Source organism: Nocardia cyriacigeorgica GUH-2, assembly GCF_000284035.1.
Taxonomy (GTDB): domain Bacteria; phylum Actinomycetota; class Actinomycetes; order Mycobacteriales; family Mycobacteriaceae; genus Nocardia; species Nocardia cyriacigeorgica_B.
Window position 1 is genome coordinate 5,502,793 of record NC_016887.1, and the last position, 15,653, is coordinate 5,518,445.

The window sequence follows — 15,653 nt, forward strand, 5'->3', positions numbered from 1 at the left end:
TGACGGCGCCGACAACCACACTGGAGACGTGCGCGTAGCCATCGTGTCGGAGTCTTTCCTGCCGAATATGAACGGTGTCGTCAATTCCGTGCTCCGGGTCCTCGATCATCTGGACCAGCACGGGCACGACGCGCTGGTCGTCGCGCCGGACACGGTGCGCGGCGAGCCACCCGCACCACGATTCCACGGGCGGTTCCCGGTGTACCGGGTGCCCGCGGTGATGGTCCCGAAGATCAGTTCGCTGCCCGTCGGCCTGCCGCAACCGGGAATGGTGCGGGCCATCGCGGATTTCGACGCCGACGTGGTGCATCTGGCCTCGCCGTTCCTGCTCGGCGCCGGTGGGCTCGGGGCGGCGTTGCGGCTGGATCTGCCTGCGGTGGCGGTGTATCAGACCGACGTCGCCGGATTCGCGAAGAGCTATGGGCTCGGCTTGGCCAGCCGCGCGGCCTGGGGGTGGACGCGGCGGATCCACGAGGGTGCGGCGCGCACGCTGGCGCCGTCGTCGGCGGCGGCCGCGGATCTGGCCCGGCACGGCATCCCGCGGGTGCATCGGTGGGGGCGCGGGGTGGATATCGCGCGGTTCACGCCGTCGGCGCAGCGGGCCGGCCTGCGGGAATCGTGGCTGGGTGGTTCGTCGAAACTGATCGTCGGCTTCGTCGGCCGGTTGGCGCCGGAGAAGCACGTCGAACGGCTGGCGGCGCTCGCTCACGATCCGGACATCCAGCTGGTGATCGTCGGTGACGGCCCTGAACGCGCCCGGCTGACCCGGCTGCTGCCCGGCGCGATCTTCACCGGCGAACTCGGCGGCGACGAACTCGCCCAGGCCTACGCGAGCCTCGATGTGATGGTGCACGCCGGCGAACACGAAACCTTCTGCCAAGGCGTGCAGGAGGCGCTGGCCTCCGGCGTCCCCGTCATCGGCCCCGACGCCGGCGGCCCGCGCGACCTGATCGCCCACTGCCGCAACGGATACCTGCTGCCGGTGGACCGTTTCACCGAACTGCTCCCCAGCGCCGTCGCCGCCCTCCGCGACCCCACCCTGCGCACCCGCTTCGCCGGCGCCGCCCGCAAATCCGTCCTGCACCGCACCTGGCCCGCCATCTGCGCGGAGTTGATGGGGCATTACGCCGAGGTGAGCGGCACCGAACTCCGGATACCGCGCTCGGCGTAGACGGCCCGCGAGCCTCGCCCCGATGCTGCTCGTCGCATCGGGGCGGTGGCCGTTTGACCGGGGCGGCAGGTAGCCGCCCCGGACCTTTCACGCCGTGGTCCAGGTGACCGGGAGTTCGTGGACGCCATAGATGTTCATGTCGGTGCGGAGCTTCACCTCCTCCGCCGGGATGGCGAGGGCGAGGGTGGGGAAGCGGCGGAGGAGGCCGGCGAAACCGGCGCGCATCTCGATGCGGGCCAGCTGCTGGCCGAGGCACTGGTGGATGCCGTGGCCGAAGGTGGTGTGGCCGCGGGCCTTGCGGTGGACGTCGAGGCGGTCGGGGTCGGGGAAACGCTGGGGGTCGCGGTTGGCGGCCAGTAGCGAGATGACGACGGTGGAGCCTGCGGGGATGGTTTCGCCGCAGAGTTCGATGTCCTCGGTGGCGTAGCGGTAGAAGATGTCGGCGACCGAGAGGTAGCGCAGCAGTTCTTCGACGGCGTCGGGGATCAGCTCGGGGTCGGCGTGCAACCGGGCCAGCTGGTCGGGATGCTCGAGCAGGGCGAAGGTGCCGAGCGCGAGCATGTTCGCGGTGGTCTCGTGACCGGCGAGCAGCAGCAGGAAGGCGATGCCGGTGAGCTCGTCGATGCCCAGATCCTCGTCGCGGGCCAGGTCGGACAGGATGTCCTCGCCGGGTTCGGCGCGCTTGGCGGTGACCAGTTCGGCGAGGTAGCCGTGCATGGCGCCGAATGCGCCCATCTTCTCCTCCAGCGTCTGGTCCTTGACCAGGAACTTGGCGGAGTTCACCTGGAAGGTCGCGCGATCGGCGTAGGGCACGCCGAGCATCTCGCAGATCACCAGCGACGGCACCGGCAGCGCGAACTCCGAGACCAGGTCGACCGGCGGGGCGAGTCGCGCCATAGCATCGAGCTGCTGCTCGACGATCTCGCTGATGCGCTCTTCCAGCGCCCGCATCCGCCGGACGGTGAACGCACCGGTGAGTTTGCGCCGCAACCGGGTGTGATCCGGCGGATCCATGGCGACGAACACCCCCGGCATCTGCGGCGACGGCTCAGTGGCGGCCGGCATCCCGGGCGTCTCGTAGGGCACATGCACGATGCCGAGGTCCTGGCGCGAGCTGAACCGGGTGTCGGCCATCAGCGTGCGCACCGCCTCGTAACCGGTCACCAGCCAGCCGTCGTGGCCGTCGGGGAACCGCAGCGGGCTGACCGGGCGGGTCTCGCGCAGCCGGGTGATCTCGCTCGGCGGATCGAAGGGGCCGGCGTCGCGTTGCATCGGAAGGCCGTAGGGCACTGTCTCGGTCATCGGAATTCCTTGTCGAAGAGAAGATTCGAAAAGCTAGTCGCGGAAGGTGATGGCGCCGGACGGGCACAGCAGCGCGGCCTCGCGGACCGCCGACTCGTCCTGCGCGGCGGGAGAGTGAACCGGCAGCACCCGCCCGTCGTCCGGGTCCTGGTCGAAGACGGCGGGAGCGGTGAGCGCGCACATACCTGCGCCGATGCACCGCTCCCGGTCCACCTGCAGTTCCAGCACGGCTCGGCCTACGCGGCGGCGGCGTGCCGGATGACGATGTTGCCGAGCGAGTTCCGCGCGAACACCCGCACGGTGTCGGCCGCGTCGGCACCGACGGGAGCCAGCGTGTTCTGCACGGTGCCGCGGGCGACCTCGGTCTCCAGCCGCACTGCGCTGCCCGGGTGAATGCCCACCTCGAGTGCGCCGACCGAGGTCTCCAGCCGCAGCTCACCGCGCACGGCGGCACCGATGCGGATATCGCCCTTGGCGGTCTTCGCCGTCACCGAGCCCAGCGGACGCTCGACGACGATGTCGCCCAGCGACACGCTCAGCTCGCAATGGCCGAGTTCGCCCGCGCCGACGACCTGCCCGACGGCGGTGGTGCTGGTCAGCTCCGAGCCGGCGGGCACCTCGATGGTCACGGTGATCGCGGCGTTGCCACCGAACGGGGTGTGGGTGCGCCAGGTCTTCGGAGTGCGCACGCTCAGCACGCCGCCGGCGAATTCGACGGTGGTCTGCTCGGCGGCCCGCACGTCGGCCTTCTTCGATTCGTCGGCCGGGCGGACCACCACGACGCTGTCGGTGCGCTCGGAGGCGATGACGGTGACGTCGGCGGCCAGCACATCGACGGTGACGGCGATCGGCTGCGGGGTCTGGAAGGTGTACATGGTGGTCTCCTCGAGATCGTGCTCCCGCCGCCTGCTCGCCGCGGTCGCTGTTGCGTTGATGGGATTACTGTCGCGGGACCGGCTGATACGAAGCTGACACCGAGCTGATGCCTCGCCTCACATGGTGAGCCCCCAGGGAAACCCGCACTGACCAGGGGATTCGACCCGTCGCAAGACCTCGGGCCGCTCGCTCGCCAGATGACGCGACCCCGCTGCCCCCTGGCTGTCCGGCACCGCGCACGGACCGGATGCCAGACGAGCGCGCGCCCCGTTGACGCCCCGGGCAGAATGGGCCGGTGCAGATCACGATGCTCGGCCCGCTGGAAATCCGGACAGATGAGGGCGGATTGATAGCGATACCGGGTGCTCGGCTGCGCGCTTTGCTGGTCGCCCTCGCGCTCGAGCCGGGCCGCGCGGTCGCCAAGACGAAGCTGATCGACTGGATCTGGGGCGAGCAGCCGCCCGCAGATGCCGCGAATGCCTTACAGGCGTTGGTCTCCCGGTTGCGCCGGGTGCTGCCCGATGGCGCACTCGATGTGCAGGCGGGCGGTTATCGGCTGGCCGTCGAGCCGGGTGCGGTCGATGCGGTGCGCTTCGATCAACTGCTCGACCAGGCGCGCGGCGGCGACGACGCGCATCAGGCCAGGCTGCTGCGGGAAGCCGTGGAGCTGTGGCGCGGGGCGGCGATGCAGGATCTCGGCGACAGCGACGATATCGCCGCGGTCGTCACCAGGTACGACGGCTTGCGACTGTCGGCCATGGAGGATCTGTACGAGGCCGAGATCCGGCTGGGTCGTGGTGCGGAACTGGTCACCGAGCTGACTGATCTGGTCGCTCAGCATCCGGTGCGGGAGCGACTCGCCGGCTCGCTCATGCGGGCACTGGCCGCCGCGGGGCGCGGACCGGAAGCGCTAGCGGTGTTCCAGCGCACCAGGGAAGCCCTCGCCGATGAACTCGGCGTGGACCCGTCACCGGAGTTGTCCGCGCTGCATGTGGCTCTGCTGCGCGGCGAGGTGGGCGCGCGGCCGCAGGAGCGCACCACGAATCTGCGCGCCGAACTCACCAGCTACGTCGGCAAACTCACCGATATCGCCGCGGTGCGCGAACTCATCGCGGCGCACCGGCTCACGACCATCACCGGTCCCGGCGGTTCGGGCAAAACCCGTCTGGCGGTGGAGACCGCGCGGACCATGCTCGGCGATCTGCCCGACGGCGCCTGGCTGGTCGAGCTGGCCGGCGTCGACGGCAGCGGCGATCTGGCGCAGGCCGCGCTCGCGGCGTTCGGGCTGCGGGACGCACTGCTGGGCAGCGCGCCGAACGCCGAGCCGATGGAGCGGCTGATCGCGGCGATCCGCGACCGCGAAACCCTGCTGATCCTGGACAACTGCGAGCACGTCATCGAGGCCGCGGCCGCCTTTGCGCATCGGGTGCTCGGCGAATGCACCCGGCTGCGAATTCTGGCGACGAGCCGGGAACCGCTCGGTATCACCGGGGAGGCGCTGTGGCAGGTGGAGCCGCTGGCCTTGCCCGCCCCGACCGCCGATGCCGCCGTGATCGCGGACTCCCCCGCCGTCGCACTGCTGCGGGACCGGGCGAGCGCGGTCCGCCAAGACCTGGACACCGATCCGGCCACGCTGGCGACCATGGCCCGGATCTGCCGTGCGCTCGACGGCATTCCGCTGGCCATCGAACTGGCTGCGGCGCGCTTGCGCACTATGTCCCTCGATCAGCTCGCGCACCGCCTCGACGACCGGTTCCGGCTGCTCACCGGCGGCAGCCGCACCGCGATCCGCCAGCACCGCACGTTGCGCGCGGTGGTGGACTGGAGCTGGGAGCTGCTCAGCGACGCCGAACGTCAGGTGTTGCGCAGGCTCGCGGTGTTCGCCGGTGGGGCGAGTCTGGAAGCGGCCGAACAGGTCTGCGCCGACGGCAGCACGGTCGAACCGTGGCAGGTGCTGGAACTGCTGACCGCGCTCACCGAGAAATCGCTGCTGATCGCCACCGACGACGGCCTGCGCTTCCGCATGCTCGAAACGATCAAGCAGTACGCCGCCGACCGGCTGGCCGAATCCGGCGATGCCGAGGCTGCCCGTCGCGCGCACCTGAACTACTTCACCGGCCTCGCGGCCACCGCCGAACCGCATCTGCGCCGCGCCGAACAGCTGGAATGGCTGGCCGTGCTCGAAGCCGAGCACGACAACATCGCGGTGGCGATGCGTGGTGCCCTCGCGGACGCAGACACCGCCGGCGCGATGCGGCTGGCGGCGGCCGCGGGCTGGTACTGGTGGCTGGGCGGGCACAAGGGTGAGGGCACCGAGCTGGTGCTCGCGGCCGCCGAACTCCCCGGCGAGGTCGATGACGAGACCCGGGCCATGGTGTACGGGCTGGTCGTGCATTTCGTGTCCTCGGGCCGCAACGACGAGCAGCAGATCGCCGAATGGATCCGCAAGGCGCACCGCTTCGGCCGCGACGTCGTCGGCGGCCATCCCGCCCTCCGGTTCACCGCCGCACTCGACCGGATGTTGCAGGGCCCCGGCGAATACCTGCCCGCCTTCGAATCCCTGCTCGACGACGAGGACCCCTGGGTGCGTGCGCTGGCCCGGCTGCAGCTCGGCAAGTTGCGGACCGTGCTCGGCCACTCGGGGCAGGAGGCCGACGACTACCTGGCGCAGGCGTTGACCGAATTCCGTGCGCTCGGCGAACGCTGGGGCATGTCGTTCGCGCTCACCGAACTGGCTAATCGGACCGCTTTGCGCGGTGAATTACCGCGCGCCATTGCCCTTTTCGACGAGGCCATCGCGGTGGTCACCGAGGTCGGCGCGCTCGAGGACGTGGTGGCGATGCGGGCGCGTCAGGCTCAGCTGCACTGGGTGCTCGGCGATCCGGAGGCGAGCGCGGCCGCCCTCGCCGAAGCGCAGCGCTGCGCCGACCAGAACGGCTGGCCCACCGCTCTTGCCGAAGTCGCCCTGGCGCGTGCGGAGCTGGCGCGGTTGAACGATGACCCCACCCTGGCGCACCAGCAGATCGAGCTAGCCCGAACCCTACTCTGCGCCGACGCGGAGCAGCCGAATGTCAGTGCGACAGTCCACATCCTGCTCGCCTACCTCACCGACGACCTCGCCGAGGCCGCGGCACAGTGCGACGCGGCCTTCCGCTCCGCCGCGGCAGCCGGCCACGCCCTGCTGATGGCCAACATCCTCATCGGCATCGCCGATCTAGCCGTGCGCGCCGGACAATACGAGCAGGCCGCCCGCCTCCTCGCCGCCGCCACCACCGTCCGCGGCCTCCCCGACCTTTCCCACCCCGACGCCGCCAGAATCGAACAGAAGGCCCGTACCCACCTCGACGAAACCCTCTTCACGAAGGCAACCCACGAGGGCGCCCACACCGACCCCCAGGATCTGGTAGCCGACACCCTCAAAGGCTGGTGATGTCGAACATCCAGCTGATGCCGAACCGGCCCACCAGCGAGCCTGCCTCATCCCCCACACCTGTGTCTCGAGAGGCAACGTCACGGTGCCACCGACAGCCAGCTTCTCGAAATAGTCAACGTCGGTGGTACGCCGTCACGCCCCCCGCCGATTGTCCGACCGTCCAGACGCGCGTCCGGACAACGCCCTAACGCCTCGGTGATCTGAGGTCACCGAGGCGATGGGGCGGGCGGGGTCACGCGCGCTTGGTGAAGGTGGCGCGGGACCAGAGGTAGCCGATGATGGCGAAGCCGGCGCACCAGGCGAGGGCGGCGAGGGTGTAGCCGGTGGACGGGGCGCCGGTGAGGAAGCCGCGGACGGATTCGATGATGGGGGTGAAGGGCTGGTATTCGGCGAACTGGCGCACGCCGGGGCCCATCTTGTCGGCGGGGACGATGGCGCTGCTCAGGAAGGGCAGCATGATCAGCGGGACCACCGACATGCCCGCGGCCTCCGGAGTTTTCGCGGCCATACCGAGGGCGACGGTCAGCCAGGCGGCGGCGAAGGCGGTGGCGAGCAGGACGCCGAGGGCGCCGAGCCACTGCACAAGCGTTGCCGGGGAACGGAATCCGAGCGCGAAGCCGACGGCGAGGACGGAGGCGATGGCGACCACGTTGGTCACCAGGCTGGCCGCCACGTGGCCGGTGAGCACGGCGCCGCGGGAGACGTCCATGACCCGGAACCGGTTGATGACACCGTTGGTCATATCCGAACTCACCGCGACGGCGGTGCCGGACAGGCCGTAACTGATGGCGAGCATCAGCATGCCGGGCACGGCGTAGTCGATGTAGTCCTCGCCGACATCGAAGGCGTCGCCGAAGACGTAGACGAAGATCAGCATCATCATCACCGGCATCAACGCCGCATTGAAGATGGTGACGGGCGAGCGGGTGACGTGGGTGAAGTTGCGGCGCAACATCACCGACGAGTCGTACAGAGCGGCGGACAGGCTGCTGGTCGCGGACAGGGTGCTCATCGTGCTTCGGCCTCCGTGGTGGCGTGCCCGGTCAGGGCAAGGAAAACGTCGTCGAGATCGGGGGTGTGGATGGAGACCTGCGCGGCCTCGATGGTGTGCGCGGCGAGCCGGTCCAGCAGGGCGCGCAGGGTTGTCGAATCGCCGTCGCCGGGGACGTCGAGGGTGAGCGCGTCATGGTCGGCGGTGGCTTCGGGCAGGATCTGGGCCGCCGTCGCCAGCTGTGCGGCGTCGGCGAAGCGGAGCCGGATGTGGCCGCCGGGCACGCGGCGCTTGAGTTCCTCGGCGGTGCCCTCGGCGACGATGCGGCCCTGATCGAGCACCGCGATCCGGTCGGCCAGCTGATCGGCCTCCTCGAGGTACTGGGTGGTGAGGAAGATGGTGACGCCCTCGTCGGTCAGCTCCCGCACGATCTCCCACATGGTGCGCCGACTGCGCGGATCCAGACCGGTGGTCGGCTCGTCGAGGAAGATGATCTGCGGCTTGGTGACCAGGGTCATCGCCAGATCGAGCTTGCGGCGCATACCCCCGGAGTAACTGGCAGCCGGCTTGTTCGCCGACTCGACCAGATCGAAACGTTCCAGCAGTTCGGCGATCACCCGCTTGCCGTCCTTGCCGCGCAGGCGGTGCAGATCGGCCATAAGGCGCAGGTTCTCCGCGCCGGTGAGCAGGCCGTCGACCGCCGCGAACTGGCCGGTGACGCCGATGGCCGCGCGTACCGCTTTGGTCTCGGTGTCGAGATCGTGGCCGGCCACCCGCGCGGTGCCGCCGTCGGATTTCAGCAGGGTGGTCAGGACGTTCACCGTCGTCGTCTTGCCGGCTCCGTTGGGCCCGAGCAGAGCGAAGATGGTGCCCGCACCGACAGTCAGGTCGATACCGTCGAGGACCGTCTTGTCCCCGTAGGACTTGCGCAGCCCCGAGGCCGCGATTGCTGTGGTGTTCATGGGAACTACCGTCGCCGGACGGGCTGATACCGACCTGACACCGGCCTGATACGTCCGCTGACGCCGACCGGCGCACGCCGTGCCAGTGACGTGTCAGTGCGCCGTCAGCTCGGCGTCAGCCGGGGCGGCGACGGTTCTTCTCGTGAACAGCACCGCCTTCGCCCCGGCCGCCAATCCCGCCTTCGCCTCGATGACCCGCAGCGAATGGGCCGACCGGAGCGGTCGCCAGCGCGCAGATGACAGCGGCGCTCGGCTGGGCGGCTCTCGCGTCCGCCAGGCCCTGCTCAGCGCGCACCTCGATCGGTTGTCCGGTTCCCGTATCCGGCAGGCCCTGCTCGGCACGCACCCCTGCGCGCAGTTGCTGCGCTTCGCCCTGGTCGGCGGTGCCAGCAACCTCAGCTATCTGCTGCTGTTCCTCGCCTGCGCCGGGTTCGGTCCGCTGGCCGCCAATGCCGCCGGATCGATCGTGAGCACGATGATCGCGAACGAACTGCACCGCCGGATCACCTTCGGCGCGGCCGGCCGCGTCGGCTGCCTCACCGCGCAGTGGCAGGGCGGCGGGCTGGCATTGATCGGCCTCCTCACCAGCACCGCCGCGCTGTCCGCTCTCGACCTCATGGCCCCCGGGCTGGGCGAATTCACCCGAGCCGGCGCAGTGCTCACGATCATGGCGGCGGTCGGCGGGCTGCGCTTTCTCGCGCTGCGCGGGTTGTTCTGAGTTGACGGCCGAGTTCGCGGATCAGCGCGGTCGCCTAGGACGACACTCATCTCCGCCATGTCCGGCAGGTCAGCCGGTAGCGATCACCGAAGCGCGACCCACGGCGCGCCCGCACTACCCCGCCGGCTCGGGATCGCGAACGAACCCACCCATTCGGGCCGTCTCGGCCGCCGACTCCGCGGCACTGCGGGCGGCGAAGTCGTCTATCGGGTCCCCACTCGCGAGCAGCCGGTAGTACAGCGGGCCCGCCACCGCGGTGAGCACGGCGCGGGGGTCGGTGCCGGGTGGGGCCTCGCCGCGGTCGATGGCGTCGGTGATGCAGGGCGACCATTCGGTGAGGCGGATGTCGTAGAAGCGATGCAGGGCGGCGGCGGTGGATTCGTCGCAGGTGGCGGCGGCGATGACGGCCTGGAAGAGGCGGCCCTGGCGTGGGTCGGTGAGGGTCTTCGCGATCAGGCGGGCGTTGGCGGTCAGATCGCCGAGCAGGGAACCGGTGTCGGCGCGGGAAACCGACGTTTCGGCCATGTCCACCAGCAGATCGGCGATGAGTCCGGTCGGGGTACGCCAGCGGCGGTAGACGGTGGTCTTGCCGACCTCGGCGCGGGCGGCGACCTCGGCCAGATCGAGGCGCGCGAAGCCGTGTTCGGCCAGCAGATCACCGGCCGCCTCCAGCACGGCCGCGCGCACCCGGGCGGTGCGGCCACCGGGCCGGACCGACCCCGGGACCTGCGATTCTTCGCTCATAACGGGACTCCAGTTTCATTTATTGCCGAACGGGTGTACGTTCGGGTGCGTTAACGGAACTATAGACCCTTTAGGAGTCATCATGGAGTACCGGCGTTTGGGTGCCTCGGGACTGCTCGTTCCCGCATTGAGCTTCGGCGCGGGCACCTTCGGCGGACGCGGCGAACTGTTCAGCGCGTGGGGCGACACCGACGGCGAGCAGGCGCGGCGGATGGTCGACATCAGCCTGGAGGCGGGTGTCACCATGTTCGATACCGCCGATGTCTATTCCGACGGCGCCTCCGAGGAGGTGCTCGGCGCCGCCATCCGCGGCCGGCGCGATCAGCTGCTGCTGTCCACCAAAGCGAGCCTGCCCACCGGACCGGGCCCATTCGACGCGGGTTCGGGCCGGTCCCGGTTGATCGGCGCCGTGGAGGCCTCGCTGCGGCGGCTCGGCGTCGACCACATCGACCTGTTCCAACTGCACGCCTTCGACGCCCACACCCCCATCGACGAGGTGCTGCACGCCCTCGACGATCTGGTGCGGGCCGGCAAGATCCGCTACCTCGGCGCCTCCAACTTCGCCGGCTGGCAGCTGATGAAATCGCTGGCCGCCGCCGACCGCCACGGCCTGACTCGCTATGTCGCGCACCAGGTCTACTACTCGCTGGTGGGCCGCGATTACGAATGGGAACTGATGCCGCTTGGCCGCGCGGAAGGGGTAGGCGCGGTGGTGTGGAGCCCGCTCGGCTGGGGCCGGTTGACCGGCAAGATCCGTCGCGGACAACCACTTCCGGAAGGCAGCCGGCTGCACCAGACCGCCGAGGCCGGGCCGCCGGTGGACGACGAACTGCTCTACGACGTGGTCGACGTGCTCGACGAGATCGCCGCCGAGACCGGCAAGACCGTCCCGCAGATCGCGCTGAACTGGCTGCTCACTCGGCCGACGGTATCGACCGTCATCGTCGGTGCCCGCAATGAAGAGCAGCTGCGCCAGAACCTCGGCGCCTTCGGCTGGCAGCTGTCCGCCGATCAGATCGCCCGCCTGGACAAGGCCAGCGTCGTCACCCCGCCCTACCCCTACTACCCGTACTACCGCCTCCCCGACTTCACCCGCCTCAACCCGCCCGCGGTGTGATGCACCGCCACACGCCACGGCGAGAGCTACATGAGCGAGGCATCCGCCGAGTAACCCCCTCGCTCATGTGGCTCTCGGCGTGTGCGCGGGACGCGAGGGGGACGGTGGAGGTTGGTGGCGCTCAGTAGACGTCGCGGACGTAGCGCTTTTCGGCGACCATCTGCTTTCTGAACGCCAGCGCCCCGTCTTCGTCGAGCTTGCCGTGGATTTGGGCGAGCCTGAGCAGGGTGTCGTCGACGTCCTTCGCCATGCGGGCGGCGTCGCCGCAGACGTAGAGGTGGGCGCCCTCGCGCAGCCAGGACCACAGTTCGGCGCCGTGCTCGATCATGCGGTGCTGCACGTAGATCCGTTCCCGCTGGTCGCGGGAGAACGCGAGGTCGAGGCGGGACAGGTGGCCGGTGCGGAACATGTCTTCGAGTTCGGTGCGGTAGTAGAAGTTCTGGGCGGCGTGCTGGTCGCCGAAGAACAGCCAGTTGCGGCCGGTGGCGCCGAGGGCGCGGCGCTCGTGCAGGAAACCGCGGAACGGCGCGATGCCGGTGCCGGGGCCGACCATGATCATCGGCACGCTGGGGTCCAGCGGCGGGCGGAAATGCGGGGCGCGTTGCAGGAAGATCGGCACCTCGGCACCGTCGGCGCGGTCGGCGAGGAAGGTCGAGCACACTCCGCCGCGCCGGGCCGCCGAACCCGCGGCGGCCGGATCGCCGTAGCGCACCACACCGACGGTCAACTCCACCTGATCCGGGCTGACCAGTGGGCTGGAGGAAATCGAATACTGGCGCGGTTGCAGCTTTTTCAACGCGCCCAGCCATTCGACCAGGTCGGCGCGCACCGGGAAGTCGCGCAGCACGTCGACGGCCTGGCGGTCCCACAGGTAACCGGCCAGCTCGTTGCGGTTGTCCCGGCGCAACAGTTTCGCCAGGCGCTGGTCCGGATTGCGGTCGGCCACGAATTCCAGCAGATCGTGCGAGATCTTGGTGATGTCGAAACGGGTGCGCAGCGCCTCGGCCAGCGGCAGTTCGGTCGAATCCACCTCGACGGTGCGCTGCCCGTTCAAGCCGGTCGCGTCCAGCCACTCCCGCACCAGCGACGGACAGTTCGTCGGCCAGATCCCGAGCGAGTCGCCGACCTCGTAGCTCACGTCCAGATCGCGCAGATCGAAACCGAAGCGGCGCACCTCTTTCGAGGAATCGGCGCTGCTCAGCACCTCGTTGCGCACCAGCGGCGCACGCAACGGGGCGTTTCGGGTGAACGGTGCGGGGGCGCGGCGCGCGGGCTGCGGAGCGGGCGCGGTCATCGTGCGATCGAGCACGGCGGTCGCGGTGCCGCCGGAACCGCCGAGCACACCGGGCCCACCAGGACGCGGGATACCGTCCGAGCCTGCCGAGGCCGCGCCCGAACCCTCCGCACCACCATCGGTCCCGGTCAGTATCGCAATGACCTCGTCCAGCCAGGCCTGCCCCGGTTCCGCGAAGTCGGGTTCGCAATCCACCCGCGGAAGTAACCGCGTGGCACCGCGTTCGGCGAACTTCTGATCCAGTTTGCGGCCGTGCCCGCAGAAGTCGTCATACGACGAATCACCCAGGGCGAACACCGCGTAGCGCATGCCGGTCAGCCGGGCGGGGCTGTCGTCGAGCCGCTGCCAGAAATCGCTGCCGTTGTCGGGCGGTCCGCCGTCGCCGAAGGTGCTGCTGATGACCAGCACATCGCCGGTGAGGGCACCGAGTTCGCAGGAGTCCATATCGAGCAGCCGTGGGCTGAAACCCGATTCGGTGAGCCGTTGCGCGGCGAGCGCGGCGAATTCCTCGGCATTGCCGGTCTGCGAGGCCCACAGCACCGTCACCACCCGCTGCTCGGTGGGCTCAGCGACGGCCGAATCACCCGCGCCGGCACGGGAATACATGCCGGCCAGCATCCCGTCGACCCACAGCCTGCTCTGCGGCGACAGCGGCGCCGACGCGGGCAGCACCGGCTGGCCGGTCACCGGCATCGAATGTAGCGCGGCGAGGTAACCGCCGAGGTAGATGCGTTCGGTCTCGCTCAGCGTCGGGGTCGCGGGCGCGTCCAGGCCGAGCATGGCCGCGAGCGGGTGGGTTCCGTTCGGCGCGGGCTGCGCGAGGGGCGGCTGCTGGGCCGGGCGGGCGACCGGCGCGACCCGGCGCAGAGCGACCGCGCAGGCCTTGAACTCCGGCTGCAGCGAATCGGCATCGACGGCGTCATTGGTGACGGCATTGATGGTCAGATATTCACCCTGTTCGTCGTTCCAGTGGAAGGGGGCGAAGCAGTTCCCCGGGCGCACTCGGTCACTGATCCGGGCGGGCAGTACGGCCCGGCCGCGACGCGAGGTGATCTCGAGTTGATCGCCGGGGGCGAGTTCTAGCGCGCGGGCGTCGTCGGGGTGGATCTCCACGAACGGTTCGCCGGTCAGCTTGGTGAGTTTGTCGATGCGCCCGGTCTTGGTCATCGAATGCCACTGATGTTGCAGGCGGCCGGTATTGAGCAGGAACGGGTAGTCGTCGTCGGGCATCTCCTCGGGCAGCAGATGCGGACGCGGCCAGAACACCGCGCGGCGGCTCGGGGTGGGGAAGGCCAAGCGCGGACGGTGACCGTCGGCGTCGGTGAATTCGGTCTGGCTCACTCCGTCGTTGACGTAGCGGATCGGATTGCGACGCTGCTCGGGATCGGGGCACGGCCACTGCATCGGCCCTTCCCGCAACCGCTCGTAGCTCATTCCGCGCAGGTCGTAGCCGGTGGCCGGATTCGCGAACTGCCGCAGCTCGTCGAAAACCTCCGCGCTGGAGGCGAAATCGAAGCCCGGGAATCCCATGGCCGTGGCGACCTGCGCGATCAGCTGCCAGTCCGGGCGCGCGTCACCGGCCGGTTCCACCGAGCTCTGCAACAACGTGACGTTGCGTTCGGAATTCACCATGACGGCGTCGGACTCGGCCCACAGGGTGGCGGGTAGCAGCAGATCGGCGTAAGCGTCGGTGGCGGTGTCGGTGTAGGCGTCCTGCGCGATCACCAGCTCGGCCGCTTCCAGGCCCGCGATGACCGTCTTCCGATTGGCCACGGTCGCTACGGGATTGGTGCAGATGATCCAGGCCGCCTTGATGGTGCCGGCGGACAGGCCGCGGAACATGTCGATGGTGCCGGGCCCGGATTCGGCGCGGATGGTGCCGGGCTCCAGACCCCACGCCGTCTCCACGAAGGTCCGGTCGGCGGGGTTCAGCACGCTGCGCTGACCGGGCAGGCCGGGTCCCATGTACCCCATCTCGCGCCCGCCCATGGCGTTGGGCTGGCCGGTCAGCGAGAACGGCCCGCTCCCCGGACGGCAGATGGCGCCGGTGGCCAGATGCAGATTGATCAGGGCGTTGGTGTTCCAGGTGCCGTGGGTGGACTGGTTCAGGCCCATCGTCCACAGGCTCATCCACTCACCGGCCTCGCCGATCCAGCGCGCGGCGGTCCGAATGTCGTCGGCGGCCAGGCCGGTGATCTCGGCGACCCGGTCCGGGGTGTAGTCGGCGAGGAATTCCGGCATCGCCGCCCAGCCCTCGGTGTGCTCGGCGATGAACTCGGCATCGATATCGCCGGCCTCGACCAGCAGGTGCAGCAGCCCGTTGAGTAGCGCCAGATCGGTACCGGGTGCGATCTGCAAGAACAGGTCGGCGCGGGCGGCGGTGTCGGTGCGCCGCGGATCCACCACGATCACCTTCGCGCCGGCCTTCAACCGGTCGGCCATCCGCAGGAACAGGATGGGATGGCAGTCGGCCATGTTCGCGCCGATGACGAAGAACAGATCGGTCTGATCGATGTCGTCGTAGGAGCCGGGCGGCCCGTCGGCGCCCAGCGACTGCTTGTATCCGGTGCCCGCGCTCGCCATGCACAGGCGGGAGTTGGCCTCGATGTGCACCGTGCGCAGATACCCCTTGGCCAGTTTGGTGGCCAGGTACTGCGCTTCCAGCGACATCTGCCCGGAGACGTAGAGGGCGATGGCGTCGGGGCCGTGCTGATCGAGGATGGCGCGCAACCGGTTGGCAGCCTCGGTGACGGCGGCGTCGACGTCGATCGCGACAGGCGCCTCGTCTCGGCCGTCACGCCGGTACGCGGTGCGCATGCGGCCATCGGCGCGCATGAGTTCGGCGTGCGTTGCGCCCTTGGTGCACAGCCGGCCCGCGTTCGACGGATGCAGTTTGTCGCCGCTGACCTTGGCGATGACGGTGGCGCCCGAGCCGTCGCGGGTGGTGTCGACGGTGATGCCGCAGCCCACACCGCAGTACGAGCACGCCGTCCTGGTCGTGCCCGGCTGCCGGTTGGTCGCCGCATCGGACATGCCACCGATCAT

11 protein-coding genes are annotated in these 15,653 nt (G+C 69.7%); 4 read left to right on the top strand and 7 right to left on the bottom strand.

Features of this window, described 5'->3' with window-relative positions:
• The first annotated feature begins 28 nt into the window (after positions 1–28).
• Complete coding sequence (locus tag NOCYR_RS24600) at positions 29–1,171, top strand: glycosyltransferase family 4 protein (protein WP_081505506.1); 1,143 nt, start codon at positions 29–31, stop codon at positions 1,169–1,171.
• Between the two features lie 87 nt (positions 1,172–1,258).
• Here the strand turns inward: NOCYR_RS24600 and NOCYR_RS24605 are convergent, their stop codons facing one another.
• Genes NOCYR_RS24605 through NOCYR_RS24615 form a run of 3 tightly spaced genes read right to left on the bottom strand, consistent with a single transcriptional unit; the run spans position 1,259 to position 3,348 of the window.
• Positions 1,259–2,473 carry a cytochrome P450 gene (locus NOCYR_RS24605; RefSeq protein WP_014353117.1) on the bottom strand — a complete coding sequence of 405 codons (1,215 nt, stop codon included), beginning with the start codon at positions 2,471–2,473 and terminating at the stop codon, positions 1,259–1,261.
• A gap of 33 nt (positions 2,474–2,506) precedes the next feature.
• Entirely contained in the window at positions 2,507–2,701 is a 195-nt protein-coding gene (locus NOCYR_RS24610; protein WP_014353118.1) for a ferredoxin, read from the bottom strand.
• An 8-nt stretch (positions 2,702–2,709) separates the two neighbouring features.
• A complete protein-coding gene (locus tag NOCYR_RS24615; RefSeq protein WP_014353119.1) occupies positions 2,710–3,348 on the bottom strand; it encodes a DUF4097 family beta strand repeat-containing protein in 639 nt (212 codons plus the stop codon).
• Between the two features lie 296 nt (positions 3,349–3,644).
• Between NOCYR_RS24615 and NOCYR_RS24620 the strand changes: the two genes are divergently transcribed.
• Positions 3,645–6,779, top strand: coding sequence for a BTAD domain-containing putative transcriptional regulator (locus NOCYR_RS24620; protein ID WP_048833683.1), 3,135 nt, complete (start codon positions 3,645–3,647; stop codon positions 6,777–6,779).
• Between the two features lie 235 nt (positions 6,780–7,014).
• Here NOCYR_RS24620 and NOCYR_RS24625 read toward each other — a convergent pair whose 3' ends face one another.
• Entirely contained in the window at positions 7,015–7,794 is a 780-nt protein-coding gene (locus tag NOCYR_RS24625; protein WP_014353121.1) for an ABC transporter permease, read from the bottom strand.
• Positions 7,791–8,735, bottom strand: a complete 945-nt coding sequence (locus NOCYR_RS24630; RefSeq protein WP_014353122.1) for an ATP-binding cassette domain-containing protein — start codon at positions 8,733–8,735, stop codon at positions 7,791–7,793. The genes NOCYR_RS24625 and NOCYR_RS24630 overlap by 4 nt, the downstream gene beginning before the upstream one ends.
• Positions 8,736–8,877: 142 nt before the next feature.
• On the opposite strand from NOCYR_RS24630, the gene NOCYR_RS24635 reads away from it, so the two are divergent.
• Positions 8,878–9,453, top strand: coding sequence for a GtrA family protein (locus NOCYR_RS24635; RefSeq protein WP_014353123.1), 576 nt, complete (start codon positions 8,878–8,880; stop codon positions 9,451–9,453).
• 114 nt (positions 9,454–9,567) lie between these two features.
• Here NOCYR_RS24635 and NOCYR_RS24640 read toward each other — a convergent pair whose 3' ends face one another.
• Positions 9,568–10,197 carry a TetR/AcrR family transcriptional regulator gene (locus NOCYR_RS24640; RefSeq protein WP_014353124.1) on the bottom strand — a complete coding sequence of 210 codons (630 nt, stop codon included), beginning with the start codon at positions 10,195–10,197 and terminating at the stop codon, positions 9,568–9,570.
• Positions 10,198–10,279: 82 nt separating this feature from the next.
• On the opposite strand from NOCYR_RS24640, the gene NOCYR_RS24645 reads away from it, so the two are divergent.
• Positions 10,280–11,314, top strand: a complete 1,035-nt coding sequence (locus tag NOCYR_RS24645; protein ID WP_014353125.1) for an aldo/keto reductase — start codon at positions 10,280–10,282, stop codon at positions 11,312–11,314.
• A gap of 121 nt (positions 11,315–11,435) precedes the next feature.
• Here the strand turns inward: NOCYR_RS24645 and NOCYR_RS24650 are convergent, their stop codons facing one another.
• The gene (locus tag NOCYR_RS24650) at positions 11,436–15,641 is read right to left on the bottom strand and encodes a bifunctional nitrate reductase/sulfite reductase flavoprotein subunit alpha (RefSeq protein ID WP_048834433.1); all 4,206 of its coding nucleotides are present in this window, start codon (positions 15,639–15,641) and stop codon (positions 11,436–11,438) included.
• Positions 15,642–15,653 lie beyond the last annotated feature (12 nt).